The sequence below is a fragment of the Delftia sp. UME58 genome (genome assembly GCF_014170385.1).
Lineage (GTDB): Bacteria > Pseudomonadota > Gammaproteobacteria > Burkholderiales > Burkholderiaceae_C > Comamonas > Comamonas acidovorans.
On record NZ_LZZV01000006.1, the window covers coordinates 25764 to 51678 of the forward strand.

Genomic DNA, 25915 nt, shown 5'->3' on the forward strand with positions numbered 1-25915 from the left:
ATTTGATTTGGATATGCTCTTGCCATGCAAGACCCCGAGCTGCCGCACACGTCTGCCGAGCCCCGCATCTCCCACCGCCACCTGGAGGTGTTTCGCGCGCTCATGCTCAGCGGCAGCGCCACGGCGGCGGCGCAGATGCTGTTCAGCTCCCAGCCCACCGTCAGCCGCGAACTGGCACGCCTGGAAAGCCTGCTGGGCTACGCCCTGTTCGAGCGTGCCCAGGGCCGGCTGAGGCCCACGGCGCGCGCCCTGTCGCTGTGGACCGAGGTGCAGCGCAGCTGGCAGGGCCTGGACCGGGTGGTGGAGCACGCGCTGGCCCTGGGGCGGCCGCACCAAGCGCGCATCAACGTGCTGTGCCTACCTGCGCTCAGCCATGCGCTGCTGCCCGCAGCGCTGGCGCGCCTGCACGCGGAGCATGGCCCCGTGGCCGTCAGCGTGGCCACGCAGGAGGCGCCGCTGCTGCAGGAATGGATGGCCGCCCAGCGCTACGACCTGGGCCTGGCCGAACTGGCCGAGGCGCCGCCCGGCACGCGTGTTCTCGCGCTGCCCGCCATGGACGAGGTGGCCGTGCTGCCGGCAGGGCATGTGCTGGCGGCGCGCCCGTTGCTGGAGGCGGGCGACTTTGCGGGGGAGGGCTTCATCAGCCTGGCGCGCGACGACCCCTATCGCCAGCAGATCGATGCCGTGTTCGAGCAGGCCGGCGTGCAGCGCCAGCTGTACCTGGAGACCCACAGCGCCGTGGCCGTCTGCGCCATGGTCCAGCATGGCCTGGGCGTGGCCATCGTCAATCCGCTGACGGCGCGTGCCTGCGCCGGGCCGCAGCTGGTGGTGCGGCCGCTGGCGTTTTCCATTCCCTTCCAGGTCCATGCGCTGCTGCCGCTGCACCGGCCGGCAGTGGCCGAGGTGCAGTGGCTGGTCGATGCGCTGGCACGCGAGGTGGCGGCGGTCGCCTGAAGGCAGAGGGCGGGGTGCGGGCTCAGCGCGCCGCGCTGTCCGGGCCAGGTGCCTTGTCTGCAGCGGGCTCGGGCGGCGGGCCCCACTCCATCCAGTCGTCGCCAAAGATCTCCACCGGGTGCTGGGTGCGGTCCGATCCATTGCCGCAGGCCAGCTCGTCGCGGGCGCAGTAGCGGTCGCAACCCCAGCAGGTGCGCTCGGGATGGGCGGGGTGGATGGGGAATTTCCTGGCCATGGCATCCAGCTTGGACCGCCATGGCCGCCAGGGTTTTGCGATGGATCAGAACTCCAGGTTGTCGATCAGGCGCGTCTTGCCCAGGCGCGCGGCGCCCAGGGCCACCAGCGGCGCACCGGCCAGTTGGGCGCCCTCGGCCGGCGGCTGCAGGTCGCGGCGCAGGCGCACGGTCAGGTAGTCGGGCTCCCAGCCCTGGGCGGCCAGGGACTGCATGGCCCAGGCCTCCAGTTCGGCCAGCGGAGCCTGGCCTGCGCGCGTGGCGTCGGCCAGTTGCTTGAGTGCCTGCGACAGCGCCATGGCCTGCTGGCGTTCATCGGGGCTCAGGTAGCCGTTGCGTGAGCTCAGCGCCAGGCCGTCATCGGCGCGCGCCGTGTCGCCGGCCACGATGTTCACGGGCAGGGCGAACTGCTCGACCATGCGGCGGATCACCAGCAACTGCTGGTAGTCCTTCTTGCCGAACACGGCCGTGCCGCCGCCGCTGGCGAAGAACACGGCCGAGAACAGCTTCATCACCACGGTGCACACGCCCGTGAAGAAGCCGGGGCGGAAATGGCCTTCGAGGATGTCGGCCAGCTGCGCGTCGGGCTGGATCCTGAAGGTCTGCGGCTCGGGGTAGAGATCGGCTTCGCGCGGGGCGAACAGCAGGTCGCAGCCTTCGCCCTCCAGCCTGGCGCAGTCCTGGGCCCAGGTGCGCGGATAGCTGTCGAAATCCTCGTGCGGCAGGAACTGCAGGCGGTTCACGAAGATGCTGGCCACGACGATGTCGCCGTGCTGGCGCGCGGCACGCACCAGGGAAAGATGGCCGTCGTGCAGGTTGCCCATGGTGGGCACGAAGGCCGGGCGGCCCTTGCTGGCCAGGATGGCACGCAGGTCGGCGATGGAGTGGACGATTTGCATGGGAAAACGGGGGAACGGGAAGCGGGAAGCGGAAAAACGGATCGTGCAGCCTGCCGGACTACCAGGCGTGCTTGCTGTCGTCGGGGAAGCTGCCGTTCTTGACGGCATGCACATAGGCCTCGAAGGCGCCCTTGACGCTGCCCGCATCGGCCATGAAGTTGTGCACGAAGCGGGCCATCTTGCCCAGGTTCACGCCCAGCATGTCGTGCAGCACCAGGACCTGGCCGGCCGTGCCGCTGCCCGCGCCGATGCCGATGGTGTGGCAGTGCGGCAGCTCGGCGGTGAGTTCGCGCGACAGTTGTGCCGGCACCATCTCCAGCACCAGCATGGAGGCGCCTGCATCCTGCAGCTCCAGTGCATGGCGGCGCAGCGTGGCTGCGCCCTCGTCGCTCTTGCCCTGGACGCGGTAGCCGCCCAGCGCATGCACGGTCTGCGGCGTCAGGCCCAGGTGGGCGCAGACGGGCACGCCGCGCTCGACCAGGAACTGCACGGTGGGCGCGGTCCAGCCGCCGCCTTCGAGCTTGACCATGTGGGCGCCGGCCTGCATCAGCTCGCAGGCGCTGCGCATGGCCTGCTCGCGGCTTTCGGCGTAGCTGCCATAGGGCATGTCGGCGATCAGCCAGGCCGTGCCCTGCACGCGGTGCAGGCCGCGCGCCACGCTGGCGGTGTGGTAGCACATGTCCTGCAGCGACACGCCCACGGTGCTGTGCAGGCCCTGGCAGACCATGCCCAGCGAATCACCGACCAGGATGCACTCCACGCCGGCCGCATCGGCCACGGCCGCGAAGGTGGCGTCATAGGCGGTGACCATGGTGATCTTCTCGCCAGCCTCGCGCATCTGCGCCAGGCGCGGAAGGCTCACGGGGCGGCGCTGGGGCAGCGGCGAGGCGGGAGGGATGGTGCCGTAGGGCGTGCCGGCGGTGACGGGTGCTTGGGTCATGGGGCGCTCGGAGGGGGATGGAATTGCCGCGAGTCTATGCGATGCGCGCGGGGGGCACCTGTCCCTGAGCTGTCCTTTGCTGTTCCGTCACCTTTCGGGCAGGCCACGCCATCGGCGCCACAGCGGAGACAGCAGGGCCACGAGCATGGCCGTGCTGGCTGCCACGGCAGGCGCGCCCATCAGCAGGTCCAGCCAGTGCTGGGTATCCGTCCAAGGGTCTGCGCTGCCGGCGGGTTGGGGCAACAGCAGTGCGGACCACTTGGACCAGGCGGCGGCGAGCCATATCAGGGCCAGCGACATGCCCAGGGCCAGCAGCACCGCGCCTGCCCAGGGGCGCTTGAGCACACGGATGCGCAGCCAGGCGACCGATATCAGCGCGGCTGGAAACAGCCCCAGCACATAGAGGTTGGTGATTCCCAGCATCCCGGCCAGAACGCTGCCAAGCAAGGTCAGGACCAGGCATGCGCCCCAGGCCACCAGCTGCATGGCAGGCATCAGGCGCACCAGCACCAGGGCCAAGGCGAGGAAAAAGCCAGCGCTGGCGGTCGCCAGCAACTGGGACATCCTTGGCCATTCGTCGTCGCGGGACCTGTCAGCGCGCCGCAGATGGCTTTCCTGGTAGGCCGGCAGGGCCAAGCCGTAGCGCGCGTGCTTCCATTGCACATGCTGCAGCGGGCTCCACCGGCTGTCGAACATCTCCAGCAGCATGAGCCACTCACGGTTGCTCTGAGCCAGATAGGTACCGAAGCATTTGCGCGGATCCGGCTCCAGATCCAAAGGCCTGCTGCGCCACAGGGTTGGTTTGCAGTTGGAGTTCTGCGCTCTGGATACCTTCTCGCCAGTCTCTGATGGTGGGCTGGCGGCCAGGTAGGCGCGCCATTCCTCGGCCAGGGGGGATTGCAGCGCGCTGCGGTAGCTGGCCAGCAGGTGCTCCGCCTCGTCCCGGGCGGAGCTGGCAGACTGGCGCACATAGCCTCTGGCCTGCAATGGCTGGCCGTAGCGCTCCAGCGTCGCGGCAATCGCGGCCTGATCTCCGCGCATCAACCAGACCAGGGCCTGGATGCTCGGGTACTTCGCCGGATCGACCTCTTCCTCGCGCAGCACACGTATCCATTCCACGAGCATGGCCGCCTGGCGTGGCGCGACAAGCGCCTCCAGGGCTGCGACTTGCTTCACAGTCTGGATCTGTGCACTGACATCCGTGTCCGACCATTGGCGCTGCATCCGGATTTCATAGATGGGCGAAAAGGCGATCGCAGGCGCGAACAATAGCGAAAGGAACAAGGCTCCCCACAGGTACTCCCGCCACAGGCCCCAGCGGCCCACGGGGGCGTGTTCGCGCCAGCGGTTGTGGATGCGCACGCGCAGCAACCACCACAGCGCCAGGCCGATCGCCACGATCCAGGCCACGACGGAGCCGATGTCCAGTGCCAATTGCTCGGGTGTTTGCCGGGCCGTGGACGCAACGCCGGGCAGGGCGCCCATCCAGCGCGCCGGCTCGGCCATCCATTGCATCCAGATGCCCAGCACCAGCACGCACCACAGCAGCGCCAGCGGCAGATACCAGTGCAGGCGCAGCTGCCACAGCAGGGGGCAGCGCATCAGCACCCATTGGTCCCAGCGGTTCGTCATATCGGAAAAACGTGGCATGGCTCAGTCCCTCACGAACAGGCGGCGGGTGGATGCGGTGATGTCGCGGAAATAGCGCACGGGCATCTGTGCCTGCACGGCCTGCGCCAGGAACTGCGCTGCCGTGAACGGCACGTGAAAGCTCACGATGTGGGTCTGGCCGCTGAGCTGGTGCGTATGGGATGGCAGCCGGTCCAGCCAGGGTTTCAGTTGCGCCATGGCCCAGCCGGTCTCGAACTCGATGGCGCAGCCTTCCATGGCGGCAAAGCTCTGCTGAACGCTGCGCGGCTGGCCTTGCTCCAGGAACAGCACCTGGTCGGCCACCTTTTCCACCTCGTACAGCTGCTGTGAGCTCAGCACCAGGGCCATGGGTTGCCAGGGCGAGCGCGCCAGCGACTGCAGATCGGTCAGCAGGGTCTGCTGGGCGTTGATGTCCAGATTGGCCAGGGGCTCGTCCAGCAGCAGTACACGCGGCCGGCACAGCAGGGCGCGCGCCAGCTCGAAGCGCATCTTGTAGCCCGAGGACAGCTGCTTCCACTGGTGACTTCGGAATGCGCGCAGCCCCAGCTGCGCGATGACCAGCTGTACCAGGCAGATGTTGCGTTGGCCCACGGCGCCATGGCTGCGCGCGGCGAATTGCAGATGGTCCATCAGGCGCCCGCCCCAGACGGCGGGACGCTGGGGGATATAGGCGAGCTGGGTGCGCAGCAGGTAGGCATCGGCGGCAGGAACGCCCCAGTCCAGTTGCCCTGCGTCGGGCGCCAGATCGGCGGCCAGCAGGCGCAGCAAGGTGGTCTTGCCGTTGCCGTTCTCGCCCACCAGTCCCAGGATGGTGCCGGGCTCCACGGTCACATCCACCGGCCCCAGCGCAAAGCCGCCGCGCCGGTAGCGCTTGACCAGCTGGCGCCCGTGCACATGGTGGGCACGGGGCTGGGATGGCTCGGCCTGCAGCGCCTGGCCCGGGGCATGGGCGGCATGCAGGGCATCGAAGGCCTGCTGCACCAGCGCACGACGGGGTTCTGCGCCGCCATCGGCCGCGAGGCCATCCCAGGCGTCCAGCGCGTCCAGCAGGCGCTGCTGGACAGCGGTTTCGGCTGGCAGGGCTGCGTCGATGAGTGCGCGCCACGCGCCATGCCATTGCTGGCTGGCGACCGCCTGTTCCACGGATTGCGCCCAGGCCACCACGGCGGACTGTGGCGGCGCAGGTGGTCGTACCGATTCAATGCTCGATTCCATGGACCCCTCCCTTTTTTATGTGCTGCGCGGTGCGGCCATCCGAGGGGCCGGACGGTGCGATTCCCGGCGTGCGACGAGTCTATGCGATCCCGCTATGCTGTACTTCCCGCGACGGACGACAGGGCCCGCACAGGCCCTGCGGATGCGCTTCAACGGTGTTGCCCCATGTCCGGTTCCTTACAGACATCTCCGCTCCTTCCCGCCGTGGCCTGGCAGGGCCTGCGCCAGGTCCATGTGCTGCAAAGCCTGCCCGACGAGCGCCTGGCCGAGCTGGCGGCGCAGTGCCGCTGGCAGCATCTGGCGCTGCACCAGACGCTGGAGGGCGCATACACCGATCAGCGTCTCTACATGCTCGTGCAGGGCGGCTTGCGCGTCAGCAGCTATGCCCCCAACGGGCGTGGGCTCACGCTGGGCGAGATTGCCCAGGGCGTGTTCTTCGGCGGCCTGCCGCAGCAGCAGGTGGGCTGCACGGCCATGCCCCTGGTGGTCGAGGCAGGCGTCCCCAGCCTGATTGCCTCGCTGGCCCATGAGGATGTGGAAGCCCTGCTCATGAATGAGCCCCAGGTCCTGCGCGCCTTCATCGGCCGGCTCAGCGACCTGGCCGTGGCGCTGGCGCGCCGCATGGTGGATCTGGGAACGCTGTCGGTGCGCAGCCGTCTGCATGCCCAGCTGCTGGAACGTGCCGAGCGCGCGGGCATCGACCAGGGCCAGGCCCTGCTCGCTCCCGCACCCCGGCAGAGCGACCTGGCCCTGATGCTGGGCTCCAGCCGCGAGGAAGTGGCGCGCGAGATGTCGCGCCTGGTGCGCCTGGGCCTGCTGCGGCGCGAAGGCCGCAACCTGCGCATCTGCCATGTCGAAGGCCTGCGCGTGCTGCTTGAGGAAGCACGCTGAGCCTTTGCCTGCCGCGGCTGTTTCAAGCCGCGAAAAACACTGTTTCAGGAACGCGTGAATTCGCCTTCTGTCGAGGGGAGCACGGGTGAAAAGGCAGCGGGCCGCCCGGGCCGGATGCGAAAACACGTGAGAAAACGCACAGACGAAGAATGCTGCAGCGCCGCATAGTACGTCCATGCCGTGAGGAAATGAATGCCGAGCGGCCTTTTGAAAGGATCTGACATGCGTACCCTCTCCGCTGCACTGGCCGCCCTGACCCTGGGCCTCGCCGGCACTGCAATGGCCCAAGAAGCCGTTTCCCCCTCGTCCTCCGCCACCGCAGGCCTGAGCCGCGCCGAAGTGCTGGCCGACCTCGAAATGTGGCACCAGGCGGGCATGACCTACCTGCCCTCGCCTTCGGCTGACCGCGACATCAGCTACAACTCGGCCGAATACCAGCGCGGCCTGGCCCGCTACCAGCAACTGCGCAGCGGCCCCGCCTACCGTGAGGCCGTGGCCCGCCTGGAAGGCCAGCACACCGTCACGCAGAAGTGATGTGAATGGATATGGGTCCGGCATGGTGCCGGGCCTGTTGGTGGAAAGCGTCCTTTCGGGACGCTTGGTTTGGCGCCCTTCGGGGCGCTTTTTTGTTATGTACGTTCTACACTGGGCGGCCCCGTGCCGGTGGATGCTATCAATAGCGGAGCTGCTGGCGAAAGTACAGCATGCTTTGACGGCCGTTTTGTGAATTTTCTGATCGATTTTCCCAACCCCCATGACGGCTCGGCTGCCCGGCTGCGCCATGCCTTCGGTGTGCCGCTGCGCAGCCTGGCCGCCCATGCGCCCGATCAGGTGCGTGGCGTGCTCGACGCCGTGCAGCAGGCCGCCCAGGCCGGCCTGTGGTGCCTGGGCTGGGTGCGCTACGAGGCGGCGGCGGCGTTTGACGCGGCCTATGCCGATGCCTTGCATCCCACGTCGGCCGGCGAGCCGCTGGCCTGGTTCGGCGTCTTTGAAGGCCCGCAACCCTGGCCCGAGCATTTGGACGAGGCGCCGGCCGTGCCCGTCCCCCTGGTGCAGTGGCAGCCCGGGCTGGAGCGTGCCGATTTCGATGCCGCCATTGCGCGCATCCATGAGGCGATTGCGGCCGGGGACTGCTACCAGATCAACTACACGGCCCAGTTCAAGGGGCGTCTGCTGGGCAACATTCCATCGCTGTTCGCCGCGCTGCGCCGTGCCCAGCCAGGCGGCTATGTGGCCTGCATGGACAGCGGCGATGAACAGGTGCTGTCCGTCTCGCCCGAGCTTTTCTTCGACTGGGATGGCGAGCGCATCCTCACGCGCCCCATGAAGGGCACGGCGCCCCGTGGCGCCACGCCTGCACAGGACGAGGCGAATGTCCAGGCCATGCGGTCCTCGCCCAAGGAGCGGGCCGAGAACGTGATGATCGTGGACCTGCTGCGCAACGATGTCTCGCGCATTGCCGAGCCTTTCAGCGTCCAGGTGCCGCGCCTGTTCCATGCAGAGCCCCTGCCCACCGTGTGGCAGATGACATCCGACGTGCAGGCGCGCACGCGGCCCGGCACGGGCCTGGCGGACGTGTTTGCGGCACTGTTTCCCTGCGGCTCCATCACGGGCGCGCCCAAGCGGCAGGCCATGCGGCTCATCCACGCGCTGGAGCCCGGCCCGCGCGGCGTGTACTGCGGCGCCGTGGGCGTGGTGCGGCCCGGCAGCACGCCGGGGCGTGTGCATGCCACCTTCAACGTGCCCATACGCACGGTGGTCGCGCAGGGAGATACGCTGCACTGCGGCATTGGCAGCGGCATCACCTCGGGTGCCGAGGCCTCGGCCGAATGGCAGGAGTGGCGGCACAAACGGGCTTTTCTGGACAAGGTGTGAAAGGGCGCTTGCCATGGCAGATACGGACTTCGATTTCGACATTCTGGAAACCCTGGCCCTGCGGGACGGCTGCCTTGTGAACCTGCCGCGCCACTTGGCGCGCATGCAGGATGCGGCGCGGCATTTCGGCCGGCCCTGCACGGATGCCGTGCTGGAGCAGGCGCTGCAGCCGCTGCGCATGGCGCACCCCGGAGGCGACTGGCGCGTGCGCCTAGCGCTGGATGCCGCCGGGCAGATCCAGACCCAGGCCGTGCCGCTGCCGCCTTCGGCCACGCCCGTGCGGCTGGCGCTGGCCGGCCGGCCGCTGCCCAATGCGGTGGCGCATGGCGACTGGGTGCGCTTCAAGACCTCGCGCCGCGCGCACTACGACAGCCTGCAGCCCACCGAGGCCTCGGTGTTCGATACCGTGCTCTACAACGAAGACGGCGAGATCACCGAAGGCACGCGCGGCAATCTGGCCATGCTGCTGGACGGGCACTGGGTCACGCCGCCGCTGTCCAGCGGACTGCTGCCCGGCGTGGGCCGCGCTGTGGCGCTGGACGAGGGCCGCGTGGCGGAGCACCCGGTGCGGCTGGACGATCTGCCGCGCGTGCAGGGCTGGGCCTTTGTCAACAGCCTGCGTGGCTGGCTGGACGCGGTGCTGCGCTGAACCGCACGCTGGGGCCGTGCCTGGGACTCATGGTTTTCAGGGATGGATTGCGCGCGGTAATGTCTGACAATTCGTAAATATTGTTGAGCAATATTGTTTTGATTGTTGGCTTATGCCGGCCTCCCCTTGAGATCGTTCCATGCGTGAATTCCGTTTTTTCCGCCGCGCGCTGGTCAGCGCTGCGGCCGTTGTGGCTACCGGCCTGATCGCCAACCTGTCGTACGCCCAGTCGCCCTATCCCAACAAGCCCATCCGCGTGGTGGTCGGCTATGCCGCTGGCGGCTCGGTCGATCTGGTGGGGCGCGTGGTGGCCGACATCCTGGCCAAGCACCTCAATGCCACCGTGGTGGTGGAGAACGTGCCCGGTGCCGCCGGCGTGGTGGCCGCGCAGCGCGTGGTCGGTGCCAAGGCCGACGGCTATACCCTGCTCGCAGGCTCCAGCAACGAATTGGCGGGCACGAAGTTCGTCAACGCCGCGCAGAAGTACGACCCGGCCACGGACCTGACCGGCATCGCGCTGACCGGCGTGCTGCCCAACCTGTGGGTGGCCGGCACCAAGATGCCGGCCAGGACCATCGACGAGTTCATCGCCCTGGCCAAGGCCCATCCCGGCAAGTACAGCTATGGCAGCCCGGGCATCGGGTCCACGCCGCATTTCTCGGGCGAGCTGATCAAGAAGATTGCCGGGGTGGACATCGTCCATGTGCCCTACAAGGGATCGGCCGCGATGACCAGCGACCTGGCGGGCGGCAACCTTGATTTCGCCGTCGTCTCTCCTTCGGTGGCGGCTCCGTTCATCCAGAGCGGCAAGATCAAGGCCCTGGGCGTGACCACGGCCCACCGCATCGCGGTGATGAAGGATGTTCCTGCCCTGGGCGAGAACGCGGCGCTCAAGGGCTACGCGCTGAGCGGCTGGTTCGGGCTGGCGGGACCCAAGGACCTGCCTGCCGATGTGGTGGCCAGCCTGCAGAAGGCCTTGAAGGCGGGCCTGGCCGATCCGGCGATGCGCGCGCGCCTGGAAGGGGCGGGCATCATTGCCGCCACGGGCGACGAAAACCTGGCCCAGATCATCCGCACCGACATGGGCAAGTACGCCGAACTGGTCAAGTTCGCGAATATTTCGGCAGACAACTGAAGCAGGGCCGGGAACGGAAAAAACGCCTCGTCGCCGGGGCGTTTTCTCATTCGGGCCTGTGCAGTGCATGCAGGGCCAGCAATCCCTCGAACGCATCGCGCAGCGGCTGCAGCGAGGGGCCGGCAGGCGCCAGCCGCTCCATGGCACAGGCCGTGGCCTCCAGCGTGGACAGCTGGCCCGGCGCATGCGCCTTGCGCAGGCGGCTATAGCGCGAGGCAGGCAGTTCGCCGCGCAACTCCAGGCGCGGCAGAACCTGCAGGCCGGGGTTGAGGTAGAGCATCTTGCGGCTCTTGCGCCAGGTGGCGTCCAGCACCACCAGGCGCAGGCCTTCGGGGGGCGGGGCCGGGTGGGGCCAGGGCGCCGACGTGGCCAGGCCCAGTTGGTCCCCATGGGGTGTTTCGGGATAGAGCAGCACGGGCTGGCGCATTGCATCGCCGGGCTGCCAGGGCGCGTGCAGCAGTGCCTGCAACGGCGAGGGCTCGAAGGCCTCGCCCACCGCCAGGCGGCTGGCGGGCAGGCACAGGTGCAGCAGCCGGCCCGTGCCCTTGGCCTGCAGTTCTTCCTCGGGATGCTGGAGCACCAGCAGCTGCACCGCATGCGGCACCGGCTGCACCAGGGGGCACAGGCAGGTGCGCTCAGGGCGCAGGCATCGCGCGCAGCGTGCGCGGGTGCTCACGGCGGACAAGGCCCGGCGCCTGCCTTACAGGCGACCCTTGTAGTAGCTGGGCTTGTCCATGTCGGCGATTTCCACGCTGAGCTGGACCATCATGCCGGCCGGCTGGGGCGTGAGGCGGCGCAGCACGGCGGCAATGCCTTCGGACAGTTCCTTCTTGGCCGTGTCGGTGCGGCCCGCCAGCAGGCGCAGCTGCACGTGGACGAAGCCGCGGTTGGCCGGTGCCGAGCCGATCTCGAACTGGCTGACCGGCAGCAGGCGGGCCTTGACGTCGGCCTCGTCCAGGATGCTGGGGTGGCTGCAGACGAAGGCATTGAGTTCGGTCAGCAGTTGCTGGCCGGGCAGGCCGGCGAGGTTGTCGGTGTATTCGACGTAGAGATGGGGCATGGATGTCTCCGTTCCGGTGGTGAAGAGGGGTTCAGGGCAGGGGTGGGGCCAAGCGCGAGGCCTCGTCCAGCGCCGTCAGCAGCAGCTGCACGTCGATGCGCGTATGGGAGGCCGACAGCGCAATGCGCAGCCGCGCCGTGCCTTCGGGCACGGTGGGCGGGCGGATGGCGGGCACCCACAGGCCGCGCTCGCGCAGGCCCTCCATCACGGCCAGGGCCGTGGCGTTGGAGCCTATGACCAGGGCCTGCACGGCAGTGCGCGAAGGCAGCAGCTGCCAGCCCGTGCGCGCCAGCAGCGGCGCCAGGCCGGCGCGCAGCTCGGCAATGCGTTCGGCCAGGGCCTCGCGGCGCTCGTCCTCGGCCTCGATCAGGGCCACGCTGGCCTGCAGCGCGCTGGCCAGCATGGGCGGCGCGGCCGTGGCGAAGATGTAGCTGCGCGTCTTTTGCAGCAGCCATTCGATGAGCATGTCGCTGCCCGCGACAAAGGCACCGGCCACGCCAGCGGCCTTGCCCAGGGTGGCCATGTAGAGCACGCGCGGCGAGGCGTTTGCGCCCGTGAGGCCCGCCTCGGCCAGGCTGCCCCGGCCTTGTGGGCCGAGCACGCCGAAGCCATGCGCGTCGTCGAGCAGCAGCAGCGCGTCGTACTGCTCGCACAGCGCCAGCAGGCCGCGGATGTCGGCCACGTTGCCGTCCATGCTGAACACGGCATCGCTGATGACCAGCTTGCGGCGGGCCGTGCTGGCGGCCAGTTGCGCGGCCAGGTCGCCCAGGTCGGCATGGGCATAGCGGTGGACCTGGGCGCGCGACAGGCGGGCGCCGTCGATCAGGCAGGCGTGGTTGAGCGCATCGGAGAACAGCGCGTCGCCCGCGCCCACCAGGGCCGGCACGATGCCGGCATTGGTGGCGTAGCCCGCATAGAAGTAGAGCGCGCGCGGCAGTTGCACGAAGTGCGCCAGCTGTTCCTCCAGCGCGGCGTTGGCCGTGCTGTGGCCGCTGACCAGGGGCGAGCCGCCCGAGCCCACGCCAAAGGCCTGGGCGCCCGCGCAGGCGGCGCGCACCAGGGTGGGGTGGCCGGCCAGGCCCAGGTAGTCGTTGCTGCAAAAGGCCAGCATGGGGTGGCCGTCCACCTCCATGTGGGCGCCGCTGGCGGCGCCCTGCAGCGGCGCCGTGGCGCGGCGGCGGCGGCGCAGGTGGGCGGCGTCGAGCTCGGCGATGCGCGCGGGAATGTCGTCCAGCCAGGAGCCGCTCATTGCCATTGCTCCGGCAGGGTGTAGGTGGTGGCGCGCGGGTCGGGGTGCTGCTGGAAGGGGATGTCGGCCAGCAGCGGCGCCTGCAGTTGCCGGTCCAGGTGCTGGCGCAGCCAGGCCATGTTTTCCTCGGGCACCAGCATGGCGGGGTCCACGCGGCTGGCAATCCAGCCGGCCAGGCGCAGTCCGCGCGCGCGGATGGCCTCGGCCGTGAGGGCGGCGTGGTTCAGGCAGCCCAGCCGCAGGCCCACGACCATGACCACGGGCAGGTCCAGCGCGCAGGCCAGGTCGGCGCCCGAGAGCTGGTCGGACAACGGCACGAGAAAGCCGCCAGCGCCTTCCACCACAACAGCATCGGCCTGTTCGGCCAGGCGCCGGTAGCTGTCCACGATGTGCGCGATCTCTATGGAGCGGCCCGCCCGCTGCGCGGCAATGTGCGGCGACATGGGATCGGGCAGCAGCACGGGGTTGTCCAGTTCGGGCGGCACGGCCACGGTGGAGGCGGCGCGCAGCGCAAGCGTGTCCTCATTGGCCCAGCCGCCCTGGCCGTCGGGCTCGGCGCCTGCGGCCACGGCCTTCATGCCCACCACGCGGGCATGGTGGCGCGCCAGCGCATGCAGCAGCCCGCAGGAGGCCAGGGTCTTGCCCACGCCCGTGTCGGTGCCGGTGACAAAGCAGCCAATGGTGCGGTGGGCGTTCACGAATGGTTCTCCTGGGCCAGGGTGTCTTCAAGGGCGGCCAGCGCGCTGGCGGCCAGGTGCTGCACGGCTTCTTCGTCCAGCAAATAGGGAGGCATGGCGTAGAGGGAGTTGCTGATCGGGCGCAGCAGCAGCCCGCGCTCCAGCGCCGCCGCGCTGTAGCGGCGCGAGAAGTCGGGCAGCGAGGTCTGCACGTCCCAGGCCCAGATCATTCCCTGGCGCCGTGCGTGGCGCACGCGGGCGTGCTGGTTCAAAGGGGTGAAGGCACCGTCAAGCCTTTGCGCAAGCGCGAGGTTGGCGTTGATGGCATCGGTCTGCTCGAACAGCTCCAGCGTGGCCAGGGCCGCACGGCAGGCCAGCGGGTTGCCGGTGTACGAGTGCGAGTGCAGAAAGCCGCGCGCCACGGAATCGTCGTAGAAGGCGGCGTAGACGGTCTCGGTGGTCAGCACGGCCGACAGGGCCAGCGTGCCGCCCGTCAGGCCCTTGGACAGGCAGATGAAATCCGGCCGTATGCCGGCCTGCTGGTGGGCGAACATGCTGCCCGTGCGGCCGAAGCCCACGGCGATCTCGTCCACCACCAGGTGCACCTCGTAGCGGTCGCACAGGGCGCGCGCCAGGCGCAGGTATTCGGGATCGTGCATGGCCATGCCGGCCGCGCACTGCACCAGCGGCTCGACGATGAGGGCGGCCGTGGTCTCGTGGTGCTGCTCCAGCCATTGGCGCAGGCCCTCGGCAGCGCGCCGTGCCACATCGGCCGGGCTTTCGCCGCCTTGCGCCCCGCGTGCATCGGGGCTGGGCACGGTGTCGGCCAGGCGCACCAGGGGCGCATAGGCTTCGCGAAAGAGGGGGATGTCGGTCACGGCCAGCGCGCCCACGGTCTCGCCGTGGTATCCGCCGGCCAGGCCCGCAAAGCGGCTCTTGGCGGGGCGGCCCAGGTTGCGCCAGTAATGGGCGCTCATCTTGAGGGCGATCTCGGTGGCCGAGGCGCCGTCGCTGCCGTAGAAGGCATGGCCCAGGCCGGTGAGCGTGGCCAGCCGTTCCGACAGCTCGACCACGGGCGCATGCGTGAAGCCGGCCAGCATCACATGGTCAAGCCGGGCGAGCTGGTCGGTGAGCGCGGCCTGGATGTGCGGATGGCTGTGGCCGAAGAGGTTGACCCACCAGGAGCTGACGCCATCCAGGTAACGGCGTCCCTCGGTGTCATGAAGCCAGGGCCCCTGGGCACGCGCGATGGCGATGGGGGGCGCGGCCTCGTGCCGCTTCATCTGGGTGCAGGGGTGCCACACAGCCGCAAGGCTGCGGGCGGCAAGCGATTGAGTCATCGCGCGATTGTCACACCGCAGCGCAGCTCACAGCTGCTGCGTGGGTACGTGGTGGCGCAGTTCCACCTGGCGGTTGGCATCGTCCACGAAGACCAGCTGCGGCCGGTGCTCCGCCACATCGGTTTCATGCACCTGGGCGAAGGAGGCAATGATCAGCAGATCACCCACGGCAGCGCGGCGCGCGGCCGAGCCGTTGACCGAAATCATGCCGCTGCCGCGCTGGCCCTTGATGGCATAGGTGACGAAACGCTCGCCGTTGTCGATGTTCCAGATGTGGACCTGCTCGTTCTCGACGATGTTGGCGGCGTCCAGCAGGTCCTCGTCGATCGCGCAGGAGCCTTCATAGTGCAGCTCGCATTGCGTGGTCTTGACGCGGTGGATCTTGGATTTGAGCAGGGTGCGGAACATGTTTTGTCTCTCGAGGGGCGCTTGGGCGCGATCTTGACGGTGGCGGGAACTGGCAAAAAAAGCCATCAAGTCTATCTGCGAACCGCCAAACCCATGATGGACGTGGAGTTGATGGGCGAAGCTGGAGTTCTCGCCCGGCCGGGCGTTCAGGTTTCGAAACGCGTTTGGACCCCGAATCTGTCAATGCGCATAAATAAACCTCGATGAAATCGTTGTGTTGGTGCAAAAGAAAGGGTTGTAACTGATGTTTCATTTTCATTTTGTTTAATGAGTTCCGTCCCCGGCAGAGGTGTGGCATCAGTCCAGGCCACCATCGCTGCAGGGGCTTTCTCTTTCATAAACACAGTGAACAGCATGAAACGACACCTCCTCGCCCTTGCCTCCCTGACCGTCTGCGCAGGCGCCATGGCCCAAAGTTCCAGCGTGACCATTTTCGGCGTGGCAGACGTCTCGGTCGCCCATATTTCGACGTCCGGGAAAAATGTCTCCGGCCTGGCCAACGGCGGCAATTCCAGCAGCCGCCTGGGTTTTCGGGGTGAAGAGGATCTGGGTGGCGGCCTGAAGGCCGGCTTCTGGCTCGAAGGCAGCCTGAGCATGGACGACGGCACGGCCGGCGGCTTCAAGTTCGACCGCCGCTCCACCGTCAGCCTCGTGGGCAACTTTGGTGAGCTGCGCCTGGGCCGGGACAAGACCCCGGCCTACCAGAACCTGGAAACCTTCCATGCGTTCGGCGACACGGGCATGGGCGCCATCAATGGTCACAGCCTGATCAGCGGCTCGGCTGCAGGCACGCCCGAAGGCTCCAACCCCAAGCGCTTCTCCAACAGCATCAGCTACCTGCTGCCCAAGCTCGGCGGCGTGTACGGCCAGCTGACCCACAGCTTTGGCGAGCAGGCCGGTGACAGCAGCCTGTCGAGCAGCACTGGCGTGCGACTGGGCTATGCCGCTGGCCCCTTGAATGTGGCAGCGGCCTACGGCATCGTGCGTGGCGGCACGGGCGCGGCCGGCATGGACTACAAGACCATGAACCTGGGCGCTTCCTACCAGCTGGGCGCGTTCACGCCCATGCTGTTGATTGCTTCGGATCGCGGCAACAACAAGCGCGTGGACCTGTACAGCATGGGCGTCAAGATGGCCCTGGGCCCGGGTGAACTGCGCGCCGCCTACACCATGTACAAGGACAAGAAGCAGGGCGATGCGGACTCCCAGCGCCTGGCACTGGGCTATGGCTACAAGCTGTCCAAGCGCACGGAAATCTATGTGGCTCTGGCCCATATGGGCAATGACGACAAGGCCTCGCGCAAGCTGGGCTCGGCCTTGAGCCCCACGCCTGCCGTGGGCAATAACCTGACGGGCTACGAGATCGGCCTGCGCCACAACTTCTGAGTGGCTGCGCAGGATGTGTGGCACCTGCCGTCCATCCTCGCTGATATTGAGCTTGCCAGGTCCAGCCTCCGGGTGGGGAAGCTTCCAGGCCTTGCAAGCCCGCCCCGCAGATGCGGGGCTTTTTTTCCTGGCCTCAGCCCAGATCCAGCACGCAGCCATCGCCGATGCTGTCGCGCCATACGCGGATGCGGCTGGGGGCGGGCTGCAGGTCGGCCAGGGAATCGGCAATGAACAGGCACAGGTTTTCCAGCGTGGGCTTGCCCAGGCCGGGGATTTCGTCGAGGAAGCGGTGGTCCAGCGCGTCGCCCAGGGTCTTCAGGCGCGAGCGCAGGTAGCCCAGGTCGATCACCATGCCGTTGTCCGGATTGCGCGGGCCGGTGACGCTGACTTCTGCATAGTAGGTGTGGCCGTGGATGCGGCGGCTGCTCTCGGTCTCGATGGCGCGCTCCAGCGTGTGGGCGGCATCGAAGAAAAAGCGCTGGTGTACGGTGAACTGCATGGCGTGGATCAGCGGATGCCGGTGAGCTTGTGGGTCTGCAGGCTCAGGCGCCAGGCCGGGCGCTGCAGGCATTGCGCTATGCAGGCGGCCGTGTTGTCGGCCTGAAGGACGTTGTCCATGGGCTGCAGGAAATAGCGGTCGAAACGGGTGCCGGCCTCGATGGCCTGCAGATCGAAGCCGGGCTGCGGCCAGACCAGCTTGAGCTCCTGGCCGCTGCGCTGCACCCATTCGGCGCCCGCCTTGGGGCTGATGCACAGCCAGTCGATGCCCTCGGGCGCGGCCACCGTGCCGTTGCTTTCCACGGAAATGCGAAAGCCGCGCGCATGCAGGGCGGCGATCAGGGGCTCGTCCACCTGCAGCAGGGGCTCTCCCCCGGTCAGCACCACCATGCGGTGCTGGCTGTCGGCGGCCGGCCATTGGGACAGGATGCGTTCGGCCAGTGCGTCGGCCGTGGCGAACTTGCCACCCAGCGTGCCGTCGGTGCCCACGAAGTCGGTGTCGCAGAACTGGCAGATGGCGCTGGCGCGGTCCTGCTCGCGGCCGGTCCAGAGGTTGCAGCCTGCAAAGCGGCAGAAGATGGCCGGCGTGCCGGCCTGGCCGCCCTCGCCCTGCAGGGTGTAGAAGATTTCTTTGACGCTGTAAGTCATGGTGCATGGAGGCCGGTGGAGCCGGCCTGTCGGTGTGCGCGTGCCTGTGTCCGTGGCCGCTAGACGGGCGTATAGGCCAGGCGCACGTAGATGGGCGCAAAGGCTTCGGCCTGGGTGATCTCGATCAGCGTTTCCTTGGCCAGCTCCAGCAGGGCGATGAAGGTCACGACCAGCACGGTCGATCCCTTCTCTGGCTGGAACAGGGTCTCGAACTCGACAAAGCGCCGGCCCTGCAGGGCCTTGAGCACCTGGCTCATGTACTCGCGCACCGAGAGTTCCTCGCGCGTGATCTTGTGGCTTTGCACAAGCCTGGCGCGCTTGAGAATGTCGCGCCAGGCCGATTGCAGCTCGGCCACGTCCACATCGGGAAAGCGCGGCTGCAGGTTCTGCTCGATGTGGATCTGGGCGCGCAGAAAGTCACGCCCGTAGTGCGGCACCTGGCCAAGCTGGTGGGCGGCCAGCTTGATCTGCTCGTACTCGAGCAGCCGGCGCACCAGCTCGGCGCGCGGGTCCTCGGCCTCTTCGCCGCCTTCCTGCTTCTTGGGCGGCAGCAGCATGCGCGACTTGATCTCGATGAGCATGGCCGCCATCAGCAGGTACTCGGCCGCCAGTTCGAGATTGCGGCTGCGCACCTCCTCGACATAGGTCATGTACTGGCGCGTGACGTCCAGCATGGGAATGTCGAGGATGTTGAAGTTCTGCTTGCGGATCAGATACAGCAGCAGGTCCAGCGGCCCTTCGAAGGCTTCGAGGAAGACCTCCAGCGCATCGGGCGGGATGTACAGGTCCTGCGGCAGGGCGAACAGCGGCTCGCCGTACAGGCGCGCCAAAGCCACCTGGTCGATCACGACCGGTGAATCGTCGCCAGGAGCGGGGGATGCGGCGCCGGCGCCCGCAGGCGCCAGTGCGGACTCAGCCTCGGCCATGCCTTGCTGCGCAGGCATCAGCTGCATGCGCACGGTGCCACAGCGAAACAGGCTGATGTGTCATCGCAGCCGAAATCAGGAGTTCGTCTGGTAGACGTAGGGCTTCTGGTCCACGCGGCCGGCGCGCAGGTCTTCCCAGACTTCGTGGTTGACGTCCTTGTCCCACAGCAGCGAGCGGCCGGCCACCTGCTGGCTGGGCAACTCGGGCTTTTGCTTCTTCAGCTCGTTGATGAAGTTCGTGGCGTCGGAGCGATAGTCGGGGCGGCGAAAGAATGACATAGTCTGATAACCTCTTGAATCGCGTGATTTTACCGGGACACCGCCGATGAACCTAGTTTCCCGTCTTCTGGGCGTCGCCGTGGCCGCGATGGGCATGCTTGCGCTGCCCGGCTGCGATCCCCAAAACATCAAGGAACTCGAAGAAGGCCTGTCCACCGAGGCCGACGTCCGCGCCCGCTTTGGCGAGCCCGAACGCATCTGGACCGAGCCCGACGGCTCGCGCACCTTCGAGTACAACCGCCAGCCCGCCGGCAGCCGCAACTACATGATCACCATCGGCACCGATGGCCGCATGAGCGCGCTGCGCCAGGTGCTGGCGCCGCACAACTTCGAGAAAATCCGCCCCGGCATGGACGAGGAACAGGTGCGCCGCATGCTGGGCAAGCCTGCCAAGATCACGCCCTACCAGCTCAAGCAGGAAACCGACTGGGACTGGAACTACATCGATCCCCCCACGCGCGACATGGAGTTCACCGTGACCTTCGGGCCCGACGGCCGCGTGCTGCGCAGCGTCGGCCGCGAGAAACTGCACGGCGGAGCCTGAGAGCCCGCGCCCAAGGGGCAGGTGCGTCTGCAGCACGACCTACTGCCCCTGGTCCAGGGCCGCCAGCCAGCGCCACAGCGTGGAGCGGCTCACCCCTAGCCGCCGCGCGGCTTCCACGCGGCGACCCCCCGCCTCCTTCAGTGCATCGCGCACGCGCCGGGCATGGTCCGGCGCCTGTGCGGATGCCTCGGCACAGGGCCGCGTGAACAGTTCGGGGCAGTCGTGGCGCAGTTGGACATGGTCCACGTCCTGTATCCGGGAAAACTGCAGAAGGAACACGGCGATGCGCTCGGCGATGTTCTCGAGTTCGCGTACATTGCCGGGCCAGTCGTAAGCCTGGAGGCGGGGCAGCAAAGGGGCCAGCGCGGTTCCGGCGTCAAGCGGGCTGCCCAGGCGACGCAGGCAGGCCGAGACCAGGGGCAGGGCCAGCTGCGAGATGTCCTCGCGCCGCTCGCGCAGCGGGGGCAGATGCAGGCGCAGGGTGTTGAGGCGGTAGTAAAGATCCTGGCGAAAGCGCTGGCGAGTGATCAGCTCGGCCAGCGGCTGGTGGGTGGCCGCGATCACGCGTACATCGATGGGAACCGGCGCCGTGGCGCCCAGGCGCATGATTTCGCGCTCCTGCAGCACGCGCAGCAGCCGTGTCTGCAACGGCAGCGGCATGTCGCCGATCTCGTCCAGGAACAGGGTGCCCGTGTGCGCCGCCTCGATCAGGCCCGGCTTGCCGCCGCGCCTGGCGCCCGTGAATGCGCCTTCCTCGTGGCCGAACAGCTCGCTTTCCAGCAGGGCCTCGGGAAAGGAGGCGCAGTTCACCGCCACGAAGGGCCGGCTGGCGCGCTTGCCGTGGTTGTGCATGGCCTGGGCAAAGACTTCCTTGCCGACGCCGGTTTCCCCGGTGATCAGTACGCTGAGGTCGGTGCCGGCGAAGCGGCGCGCGCTGGCAATGGCTTGTTGCAGCGCGGCGCTGCTGCCCGCCAGTCCCTCGAAGCCATGGCGCGCGCTGTGCTGCTGGTGGCGCTGCAGCCGGCGCAGGCTGGTGTCGGCATCCTGGATGCTGCGTGCGTCGTACAGCGTCAGCGCGGCGCCCACGGTCCGGCCGTGTTCGCGGATGGGCGTGCGGTGCGCCACCCAGTCGCGCTGCGCGAAGCGCAGGGCCACGGCCCGTTCCTGCTGGCCGCTGTCCAACGTTGCTCGCAGCGACAGCGCGGGCGCCAGCACCTGCAGCGGCTGGCCTTCCAGGCGCAGGGCCGGGCCGCCCAGCAATTGCTGCATGGGCGGGTTGATGGCAGTGATCCTGTCCTGGTGGTCCACGGCCACCACGGCCTCCTGCAGGTTGTGCAGCACGCTGTGCAACTGCTCGTAGCGGCCGGCTTCCAGCCGCGCCACGCGGGCCAGTTCCAGTGCGTCGTCCAGGCCCTGGCGGATGCTGGCCAGCGAATAGGCCAGCAGCCCGTGCAACCCGGCCTCCTCGGCCAGCTCGACGACGAGGCTTGAACCCACGATGACCTCGTAGCCCGCCGAGCGCAGCGCCTCGAAGCACTGGCGCGCATCGCCCGGGGTCTGGTAGGCATGCTGGCTGATCTCGATGTTGAGCAGGTCCTTGACGGCGTCCAGCTCGGGGAGGGTGTGGCCGTACATCACCACGCCCACGCGCACGGCGATGCGGCGCGCCCGGATCAGGGCCTGCAGCAGATCGAAGCCCGTCAGCTGTATGGTCGCCACGGGCGCCTGCTGTCCCGCGCGCAGGAGGCTGGCGTTCGAGCCCGCGCTCACGAAGGCATCGACGCTGCCGCGCGCGACCCGGTCACGGGCGATGGCGAGGGCTTCATCGAAGGAGCCATCCACCACCTCGATCTCGGCGCGGTCCTGGTAGGCGGCGAGCACAGGCATGGCGAATTCACGGATCTGCCGGTAGCTCAGAAAGCACAGCCGCGGCAGGCGTGGCGGGGCGAAGGGATGCGCCATGTGATGTCTCCTTGAAACGTTTTCTTGTCCCATGAGTGTTGCATGGAACGTTTTTTTGCCAGCGTCCATTCGCAGAATTCAATGAAATCAATGGTTTGGAGATGCCGTGCGGCCTGGCACGAGACCTGCAAAGACGGGGCATCACCGTCGATACAGGAGCATTTCAATTGGCACTCGAACACATCACCGTGCTGGACTTGACCCACATGCTGGCCGGTCCCTACGGCACCATGCTGCTGGCCGACCTGGGCGCGCGCACCATCAAGGTCGAGCCTCCGGGCTGTGGCGAGGGCACGCGGCGCCTGCTGGAGCACGACAGCGACTATTCGCGCGGCGGCATGGGCGCCTATTTCCTCACGCTCAACCGCAACAAGCACAGCGTCTGCGTGGACCTCAAGAGCGAGGCCGGGCACGCGGTCTTCCTCGATCTGGTGCGCCATGCCGACGTGGTGTTCGACAACTTCAGCGCCGGCGTGACCACGCGACTGGGCATAGACCACGCGGCGCTGGCCTGCGCCAATCCGCGCATCGTCACCTGCTCGGTCACCGGATTCGGGCAGACCGGGCCGGGCACCCAGCGCCCTGCCTTCGATCAGGTGGTGCAGGCCATGGGAGGCGGCATGTCGATCACCGGCACGCCCGGGACCGGGCCCACGCGCAGCGGCATTCCCATGGGCGACCTGGGCGGCGGCATGTTCGGCGCCCTGGGCGTGCTTGCCGCGCTGGTGGAGCGCGATCGCACTGGGCGCGGCCAGCATGTCGACGTGTCCATGCTCGATGCGCAGATCTCGCTGCTCAACTACATGGCCACCATGTATTTCATGTCGGGCAAGGTGCCCGAGGGCATAGGCAACGGGCACTTCGTGCATGTGCCCTACAACAGCTACGCCACGTCTGACGGCCACATCATCGTCGCCTGCATAGGCGATGCCTTCTTCGAGCGCTTTGCCGAATGCATGGACCTGCCCGCGCTGCGCGATCCCGCTTTGCGCGGGCAGCCCGCACGTTTCGCTGCCAAGGCGCGCATAGATGCCGTCGTGGCGGCCGAACTGCGCACGCGCAGCACGGCGCACTGGCTGGACTTGCTGCGCGCCGCGCGCATTCCCTGCGGGCCCGTCAACGACCTGGGACAGGCCCTGGCAGACCCTCAGGTACTGGCGCGGGACATGGTCGTCGAAGTGCCCATGCCGGGGGGCGAGCGGCTGCGCATGCCGGGCAATCCCGTCAAGCTGTCGGCTGCGCAAACGTTCGAACACCGGCCGCCGCCCTCCCTGGGGGCGCAGACCGACGAGGTACTGGCAGGCCTGCCTGGCTATTCGGGTGAACGGCTGGCGCGTCTGCGCGCTGCGGGCACGATCGCCTGAGGGAGGGATGCATGGATACCCTTCATATCACCGACGTTTCCCCGCGCGACGGGCTGCAGAACCAGTCCGCGATGGTGTCCACGCAGGACAAGCTGGGCCTGGTCGAGCGCCTGGTGGCGGCCGGCGTGCGCAGCATCGAGGCCACGAGCTTCGTATCCCCGCGCGCCGTGCCGCAGATGGCCGATGCGGGCGAACTGCTGCCGCGCCTGGCCGCGCGCTGGCCGCAGCTGCGCGCATCGGCGCTGGTGCCCAATCTCAAGGGGCTGGAGCGTGCGCAGGCGGCCGGGGCGCGCGAGATTGCCGTCGTGCTGTCGGCCACCGAGACCATGAACCGCAAGAACATCAACATGGGCTTGTCGGAGGCGCTGGACATCAGCGAGCAGACCCTGGAGCGTGCCCGGTCCCTGGGGCTGCGCACGCGCGCCTACGTGGCCGTGGCATTCGAATGCCCGTTCGAGGGCCCGACGCCGCAGGCCGAACTGCTGCGGCTGGCCGGCCGCATGCACGAGGCCGGCGCGGACGAGATCGTGATTGCCGACACCACGGGCGCGGCTGCGCCCGCCCAGGTCCGCGACCGGCTTGCGGCGCTGCGCGATGTGCTGCCCCTGCACCAACTGGCCTTGCACCTGCACGACACGCGCGGACTGGGGCTGGCCAACGCCTGGGCCGGCCTGGAGGCCGGCGTGCGGCGTTTCGACGCCAGCGTGGGTGGCCTGGGCGGCTGCCCCTTCGCACCCGGTGCAGCCGGCAACCTGGCCACGGAAGACCTCGTGCTCATGGCCGAGCGCAGCGGCCTTGCCACGGGCGTGGCGCTCGATGGCCTGCTCGAAGCCATCGGCTTTGCCGAAGCGGTGCTGGATCGGCCGCTGGGCGGGCGCAGCAGCGCCTGGCTGCGTCGTGCGCGCGGCGGCCGGACGGCGCCGGTTTCCGCATAGACCCTGCAGCATCCACAAGAGGAGACAACACCATGGCCCATCACCACCCCACTTTTCAGCCCGGCCGGAGAACGGCCCTGGGCGCACTGTCGGCTTTCGCCGCCTGGACGGCGGCACCTGGCGCTGCCGCTCTGGCACGCGAGCCCGCAACGTTCCCCAGCAAGCCCGTGACCATCGTCGTCCCCTATTCGGCGGGCGGGGGCACTGACATCGTCGGGCGCCTCGTGGCGCAACGCCTGTCCCAGCTGTGGCAGCAGTCCGTGGTCGTGGACAACCGGACTGGCGCCAACGGCGTGATCGGCTCCAGCCATGTGGCCAAGGCGCCGCCCGACGGCCATACGCTGCTGCTCGTGGTCGGCTCGCACGCCATCAATCCCGTGCTCATGAAAAGCCTGCCCTACGACACCATGAAGGCCTTCACGCCAGTGACCAATATCGCCACATCGCCCATGGTGCTGGTCGTCGCTGCGGACGGACCCTACAGGAAATTGCCGGACCTGATCGACGCCGCGCGCGGCCAGGGCGGCCAGGAACTGGCCGTGGGCTATTCCGAAGGCCAGACCCGCCTGACCGGCGAGATGATCCGCCAGGCCGGCAGCCTGCGCATGGCGGGCGTGGCCTACAAGGGCGGGGCGCCCATCATGGTGGACATCATCGGGGGCCACCTGCCGGCCGGCGTGACCAGCGTGCTCACGGCACTGCCCCATGTGCATTCGGGCAGGCTGCGCGTGGTGGGCGTGGCGGCGCGCGAGCGCATGGCGATCTTCCCCGATGCCATGACCTTCGCGGAGGCGGGCCTGCAAGGCGTGGAGTCGCTGAGCTGGTATGGACTTTTTGGCCCGGCCGGCCTGCCCGATGCCGTGGTCACGCAACTGCACCGGGATTTGCTCAAGGCGACCGCCGATCCTGCGGTGGCGCGCCAGTTGCAGGAGCAGGGCGCGCGCGTGGACCTGACGCCACCTGCCGAATTCGGCCGCTTCGTCGCGTCGGAGGCCGGCAAATGGGCGCAGGTGGCCAGGCGCGGCGGCATACGGGCCGATTGACCGGCCCAGAAAGGAGACAACACCATGAAAAAACTCTTGATGACCCTGTACATCGCCGTGGGCCTGGCTACGGGCCTGGGCGCGGCGCCTGCACGGGCCGACGACTATCCGACCAAGCCGGTCCGGCTCATCGTCCCCTTTGCGCCCGGCGGCGTCACCGACACTGGTGCGCGCGTGGTGGCCGAGCGGCTGGCGGCCCGCCTGGGCCAGCAGGTGGTGGTGGACAACCGGCCCGGTGCCTCGGGCAACATCGGCACGCAGATGGCGGCAGCCGCAGCGCCTGACGGCTATACGCTGGTCGTGGGCTTTGATGGAACCCTGGTCATCAACCCCCACGTCTATCCCAAGGTGCCGTTCGACACGCTCAGGGACTTCGAGCCCGTCAGCAAGATCGGCGACGCGGCCCTGGTCATCGTCACCCATCCTTCGGTTCCGGCCAGGGACCTGGCGGCGCTGGTGGCCTATTCCAAGGCCGGCAGCGCGGGCGTCTCCACGGGCGTCCCCATGGGCATCTCGTACGGGAGCGCCGGAACAGGCAGCACGCCGCATATCGCGGGCGAACTGCTGCGCGTGCGCACGGGTGCGAACTTCGTGCATGTGCCCTACAAGGGAGGCGGCCAGGCCCTGGCCGACGTCGTGGGCGGCACGCTGCCCATGCTCTACACGGCCGTGGCGGGGGCCCAGCCCTTCATACAGCGTGGACAGGTGCGCGCCATCGCGGTGTCCAGCGCGCAGCGCCTGCCTTCGCTGCCACAGGTGCCCACGGTGGCGGAGTCGGGCGTGCCGGGCTTCGAGGTCAGTTCGTGGATCGGCATTCTGGCGCCGGCCAGGACCCCGCCTGCCATCGTCGACCGGCTGCAGCGGGAGTTGCACGCCGTGGTGCAGGCGCCCGAGGTGCGCGAACGGCTGGCCTCGCTGGGCATCAGCGCCTCTGGCAATACCCCGGCCGAGTTCCGCAGCCAGATCGAGGCCGACCTGCGCAAGTACGCCGACGTCGTCAAGGCGGCCCACATCCGCATGGAGTGACCGGATTCCCTGTCGCGCCCAGGGTGGGGCGGGCGCAACAGCGTTTCGTGTCGATTCTCTCTAGAATCCGGGTTTGTACCTATGACACCCCATGGGTACGGCGAAGGCTCCGATCCGGGGTCTTTGCGA

Annotated in this window: 29 protein-coding genes; 12 read left to right on the forward strand and 17 right to left on the reverse strand. The window is 68.3% G+C overall.

The genetic code is table 11. From position 1 onward, the window contains the following. The first annotated feature begins 24 nt into the window (after window positions 1-24). The gene (locus tag A9976_RS01035; RefSeq protein ID WP_183017438.1) at window positions 25-954 is read left to right on the forward strand and encodes a LysR family transcriptional regulator; all 930 of its coding nucleotides are present in this window, start codon (window positions 25-27) and stop codon (window positions 952-954) included. A 22-nt stretch (window positions 955-976) separates the two neighbouring features. Here the strand turns inward: A9976_RS01035 and A9976_RS01040 are convergent, their stop codons facing one another. From A9976_RS01040 to A9976_RS01060, 5 genes are all read right to left on the reverse strand, one after another. Next, complete coding sequence (locus A9976_RS01040; RefSeq protein ID WP_183017439.1) at window positions 977-1189, reverse strand: DUF3079 domain-containing protein; 213 nt, start codon at window positions 1187-1189, stop codon at window positions 977-979. A gap of 45 nt (window positions 1190-1234) precedes the next feature. Next, window positions 1235-2086, reverse strand: coding sequence for a pantoate--beta-alanine ligase (gene panC / locus A9976_RS01045; protein ID WP_183017440.1), 852 nt, complete (start codon window positions 2084-2086; stop codon window positions 1235-1237). A 58-nt stretch (window positions 2087-2144) separates the two neighbouring features. After that, window positions 2145-3026, reverse strand: coding sequence for a 3-methyl-2-oxobutanoate hydroxymethyltransferase (panB, locus tag A9976_RS01050; protein WP_012203749.1), 882 nt, complete (start codon window positions 3024-3026; stop codon window positions 2145-2147). 87 nt (window positions 3027-3113) lie between these two features. Next, window positions 3114-4676, reverse strand: coding sequence for a hypothetical protein (locus A9976_RS01055; protein ID WP_183017441.1), 1563 nt, complete (start codon window positions 4674-4676; stop codon window positions 3114-3116). Between the two features lie 3 nt (window positions 4677-4679). Continuing rightward, window positions 4680-5891, reverse strand: coding sequence for an ABC transporter ATP-binding protein (locus A9976_RS01060; protein ID WP_183017442.1), 1212 nt, complete (start codon window positions 5889-5891; stop codon window positions 4680-4682). 165 nt (window positions 5892-6056) lie between these two features. Here A9976_RS01060 and A9976_RS01065 point away from each other — a divergent pair, with 165 nt between their 5' ends. The 5 genes from A9976_RS01065 to A9976_RS01085 all read left to right on the forward strand — a co-directional run bounded on the left by A9976_RS01065 (window position 6057) and on the right by A9976_RS01085 (window position 10441). Continuing rightward, a complete protein-coding gene (locus A9976_RS01065) occupies window positions 6057-6782 on the forward strand; it encodes a Crp/Fnr family transcriptional regulator (protein ID WP_183017443.1) in 726 nt (241 codons plus the stop codon). Window positions 6783-7004: 222 nt separating this feature from the next. Continuing rightward, window positions 7005-7316 (forward strand): DUF4148 domain-containing protein, encoded by a 312-nt coding sequence (locus tag A9976_RS01070; protein WP_013803916.1) that lies wholly within the window; start codon window positions 7005-7007, stop codon window positions 7314-7316. Between the two features lie 189 nt (window positions 7317-7505). Next, a complete protein-coding gene (gene pabB, locus A9976_RS01075) occupies window positions 7506-8657 on the forward strand; it encodes an aminodeoxychorismate synthase component I (RefSeq protein WP_183017444.1) in 1152 nt (383 codons plus the stop codon). A 13-nt stretch (window positions 8658-8670) separates the two neighbouring features. Further along, entirely contained in the window at window positions 8671-9306 is a 636-nt protein-coding gene (locus A9976_RS01080) for an aminotransferase class IV (RefSeq protein WP_183017445.1), read from the forward strand. 139 nt (window positions 9307-9445) lie between these two features. Beyond that, complete coding sequence (locus A9976_RS01085) at window positions 9446-10441, forward strand: tripartite tricarboxylate transporter substrate binding protein (protein ID WP_183017446.1); 996 nt, start codon at window positions 9446-9448, stop codon at window positions 10439-10441. A gap of 46 nt (window positions 10442-10487) precedes the next feature. Here the strand turns inward: A9976_RS01085 and A9976_RS01090 are convergent, their stop codons facing one another. The 7 genes from A9976_RS01090 to A9976_RS01120 all read right to left on the reverse strand — a co-directional run bounded on the left by A9976_RS01090 (window position 10488) and on the right by A9976_RS01120 (window position 15531). Continuing rightward, window positions 10488-11126, reverse strand: coding sequence for a tRNA-uridine aminocarboxypropyltransferase (locus A9976_RS01090; protein ID WP_183017447.1), 639 nt, complete (start codon window positions 11124-11126; stop codon window positions 10488-10490). A 15-nt stretch (window positions 11127-11141) separates the two neighbouring features. Beyond that, the gene (locus tag A9976_RS01095; RefSeq protein ID WP_034390779.1) at window positions 11142-11501 is read right to left on the reverse strand and encodes a 5-carboxymethyl-2-hydroxymuconate Delta-isomerase; all 360 of its coding nucleotides are present in this window, start codon (window positions 11499-11501) and stop codon (window positions 11142-11144) included. Window positions 11502-11532: 31 nt separating this feature from the next. After that, window positions 11533-12750, reverse strand: coding sequence for an 8-amino-7-oxononanoate synthase (gene bioF / locus A9976_RS01100; protein ID WP_183017448.1), 1218 nt, complete (start codon window positions 12748-12750; stop codon window positions 11533-11535). Next, complete coding sequence (gene bioD, locus A9976_RS01105; RefSeq protein WP_183017449.1) at window positions 12747-13448, reverse strand: dethiobiotin synthase; 702 nt, start codon at window positions 13446-13448, stop codon at window positions 12747-12749. The genes bioF and bioD overlap by 4 nt, the downstream gene beginning before the upstream one ends. Then, window positions 13445-14767, reverse strand: coding sequence for an adenosylmethionine--8-amino-7-oxononanoate transaminase (gene bioA, locus A9976_RS01110; RefSeq protein WP_183017450.1), 1323 nt, complete (start codon window positions 14765-14767; stop codon window positions 13445-13447). Before bioA ends, bioD begins: the two co-directional genes overlap by 4 nt. A 27-nt stretch (window positions 14768-14794) precedes the next feature. After that, entirely contained in the window at window positions 14795-15175 is a 381-nt protein-coding gene (panD, locus tag A9976_RS01115; RefSeq protein ID WP_016449047.1) for an aspartate 1-decarboxylase, read from the reverse strand. Window positions 15176-15321: 146 nt separating this feature from the next. After that, on the reverse strand, window positions 15322-15531 hold the full coding sequence (locus tag A9976_RS01120; RefSeq protein ID WP_183017451.1) for a hypothetical protein: 210 nt from the start codon (window positions 15529-15531) through the stop codon (window positions 15322-15324). Between A9976_RS01120 and A9976_RS01125 the strand changes: the two genes are divergently transcribed. Further along, entirely contained in the window at window positions 15530-16561 is a 1032-nt protein-coding gene (locus A9976_RS01125; protein ID WP_183017452.1) for a porin, read from the forward strand. The genes A9976_RS01120 and A9976_RS01125 overlap by 2 nt on opposite strands. Window positions 16562-16694: 133 nt before the next feature. On the opposite strand, the gene A9976_RS01130 is transcribed toward A9976_RS01125, so the two are convergent. The 4 genes from A9976_RS01130 to A9976_RS01145 form a co-directional block, all read right to left on the reverse strand. Further along, window positions 16695-17060 (reverse strand): 6-carboxytetrahydropterin synthase, encoded by a 366-nt coding sequence (locus tag A9976_RS01130; protein ID WP_016449046.1) that lies wholly within the window; start codon window positions 17058-17060, stop codon window positions 16695-16697. Window positions 17061-17068: 8 nt separating this feature from the next. Further along, on the reverse strand, window positions 17069-17707 hold the full coding sequence (queE, locus tag A9976_RS01135) for a 7-carboxy-7-deazaguanine synthase (RefSeq protein WP_063327091.1): 639 nt from the start codon (window positions 17705-17707) through the stop codon (window positions 17069-17071). Window positions 17708-17766: 59 nt separating this feature from the next. Then, window positions 17767-18633: a ScpA family protein gene (locus tag A9976_RS01140; RefSeq protein WP_374620449.1), complete on the reverse strand. Its 867-nt coding sequence runs from the start codon at window positions 18631-18633 to the stop codon at window positions 17767-17769. A gap of 75 nt (window positions 18634-18708) precedes the next feature. Continuing rightward, the gene (locus A9976_RS01145; RefSeq protein WP_183017454.1) at window positions 18709-18912 is read right to left on the reverse strand and encodes a DUF3460 family protein; all 204 of its coding nucleotides are present in this window, start codon (window positions 18910-18912) and stop codon (window positions 18709-18711) included. A 46-nt stretch (window positions 18913-18958) separates the two neighbouring features. On the opposite strand from A9976_RS01145, the gene bamE reads away from it, so the two are divergent. Further along, on the forward strand, window positions 18959-19456 hold the full coding sequence (gene bamE, locus A9976_RS01150; RefSeq protein WP_183017455.1) for an outer membrane protein assembly factor BamE: 498 nt from the start codon (window positions 18959-18961) through the stop codon (window positions 19454-19456). A gap of 39 nt (window positions 19457-19495) precedes the next feature. Here bamE and prpR read toward each other — a convergent pair whose 3' ends face one another. Beyond that, window positions 19496-21418 carry a propionate catabolism operon regulatory protein PrpR gene (gene prpR, locus A9976_RS01155; protein ID WP_183017456.1) on the reverse strand — a complete coding sequence of 641 codons (1923 nt, stop codon included), beginning with the start codon at window positions 21416-21418 and terminating at the stop codon, window positions 19496-19498. A 167-nt stretch (window positions 21419-21585) separates the two neighbouring features. Between prpR and A9976_RS01160 the strand changes: the two genes are divergently transcribed. Genes A9976_RS01160 through A9976_RS01175 form a run of 4 tightly spaced genes read left to right on the forward strand, consistent with a single transcriptional unit; the run spans window position 21586 to window position 25786 of the window. Then, window positions 21586-22782: a CaiB/BaiF CoA-transferase family protein gene (locus A9976_RS01160; RefSeq protein ID WP_183017457.1), complete on the forward strand. Its 1197-nt coding sequence runs from the start codon at window positions 21586-21588 to the stop codon at window positions 22780-22782. 11 nt (window positions 22783-22793) lie between these two features. Then, window positions 22794-23717, forward strand: coding sequence for a hydroxymethylglutaryl-CoA lyase (locus A9976_RS01165; protein WP_183017458.1), 924 nt, complete (start codon window positions 22794-22796; stop codon window positions 23715-23717). 32 nt (window positions 23718-23749) lie between these two features. Then, a complete protein-coding gene (locus A9976_RS01170; RefSeq protein ID WP_183017459.1) occupies window positions 23750-24760 on the forward strand; it encodes a tripartite tricarboxylate transporter substrate binding protein in 1011 nt (336 codons plus the stop codon). A gap of 24 nt (window positions 24761-24784) precedes the next feature. Further along, complete coding sequence (locus A9976_RS01175) at window positions 24785-25786, forward strand: tripartite tricarboxylate transporter substrate binding protein (protein ID WP_183017460.1); 1002 nt, start codon at window positions 24785-24787, stop codon at window positions 25784-25786. The last annotated feature ends 129 nt before the right edge of the window (window positions 25787-25915 follow it).

Coding starts and splice junctions, on each gene's coding strand:
- A9976_RS01120 (WP_183017451.1), bottom strand. CDS start 15,531: ATGCTGTTCACTGTGTTTATGAAAGAGAAAGCCCCTGCAGCGATGGTG.
- A9976_RS01170 (WP_183017459.1), top strand. CDS start 23,750: ATGGCCCATCACCACCCCACTTTTCAGCCCGGCCGGAGAACGGCCCTG.
- prpR (WP_183017456.1), bottom strand. CDS start 21,418: ATGGCGCATCCCTTCGCCCCGCCACGCCTGCCGCGGCTGTGCTTTCTG.
- A9976_RS01065 (WP_183017443.1), top strand. CDS start 6,057: ATGTCCGGTTCCTTACAGACATCTCCGCTCCTTCCCGCCGTGGCCTGG.
- A9976_RS01055 (WP_183017441.1), bottom strand. CDS start 4,676: ATGCCACGTTTTTCCGATATGACGAACCGCTGGGACCAATGGGTGCTG.
- panD (WP_016449047.1), bottom strand. CDS start 15,175: ATGTTCCGCACCCTGCTCAAATCCAAGATCCACCGCGTCAAGACCACG.
- A9976_RS01175 (WP_183017460.1), top strand. CDS start 24,785: ATGAAAAAACTCTTGATGACCCTGTACATCGCCGTGGGCCTGGCTACG.
- A9976_RS01035 (WP_183017438.1), top strand. CDS start 25: ATGCAAGACCCCGAGCTGCCGCACACGTCTGCCGAGCCCCGCATCTCC.
- A9976_RS01140 (WP_374620449.1), bottom strand. CDS start 18,633: ATGGCCGAGGCTGAGTCCGCACTGGCGCCTGCGGGCGCCGGCGCCGCA.
- A9976_RS01145 (WP_183017454.1), bottom strand. CDS start 18,912: ATGTCATTCTTTCGCCGCCCCGACTATCGCTCCGACGCCACGAACTTC.
- A9976_RS01085 (WP_183017446.1), top strand. CDS start 9,446: ATGCGTGAATTCCGTTTTTTCCGCCGCGCGCTGGTCAGCGCTGCGGCC.
- bioF (WP_183017448.1), bottom strand. CDS start 12,750: ATGAGCGGCTCCTGGCTGGACGACATTCCCGCGCGCATCGCCGAGCTC.
- bamE (WP_183017455.1), top strand. CDS start 18,959: ATGAACCTAGTTTCCCGTCTTCTGGGCGTCGCCGTGGCCGCGATGGGC.
- A9976_RS01095 (WP_034390779.1), bottom strand. CDS start 11,501: ATGCCCCATCTCTACGTCGAATACACCGACAACCTCGCCGGCCTGCCC.
- queE (WP_063327091.1), bottom strand. CDS start 17,707: ATGACTTACAGCGTCAAAGAAATCTTCTACACCCTGCAGGGCGAGGGC.
- A9976_RS01130 (WP_016449046.1), bottom strand. CDS start 17,060: ATGCAGTTCACCGTACACCAGCGCTTTTTCTTCGATGCCGCCCACACG.
- A9976_RS01080 (WP_183017445.1), top strand. CDS start 8,671: ATGGCAGATACGGACTTCGATTTCGACATTCTGGAAACCCTGGCCCTG.
- A9976_RS01165 (WP_183017458.1), top strand. CDS start 22,794: ATGGATACCCTTCATATCACCGACGTTTCCCCGCGCGACGGGCTGCAG.
- panC (WP_183017440.1), bottom strand. CDS start 2,086: ATGCAAATCGTCCACTCCATCGCCGACCTGCGTGCCATCCTGGCCAGC.
- A9976_RS01125 (WP_183017452.1), top strand. CDS start 15,530: ATGAAACGACACCTCCTCGCCCTTGCCTCCCTGACCGTCTGCGCAGGC.
- A9976_RS01060 (WP_183017442.1), bottom strand. CDS start 5,891: ATGGAATCGAGCATTGAATCGGTACGACCACCTGCGCCGCCACAGTCC.
- A9976_RS01040 (WP_183017439.1), bottom strand. CDS start 1,189: ATGGCCAGGAAATTCCCCATCCACCCCGCCCATCCCGAGCGCACCTGC.
- A9976_RS01070 (WP_013803916.1), top strand. CDS start 7,005: ATGCGTACCCTCTCCGCTGCACTGGCCGCCCTGACCCTGGGCCTCGCC.
- bioA (WP_183017450.1), bottom strand. CDS start 14,767: ATGACTCAATCGCTTGCCGCCCGCAGCCTTGCGGCTGTGTGGCACCCC.
- panB (WP_012203749.1), bottom strand. CDS start 3,026: ATGACCCAAGCACCCGTCACCGCCGGCACGCCCTACGGCACCATCCCT.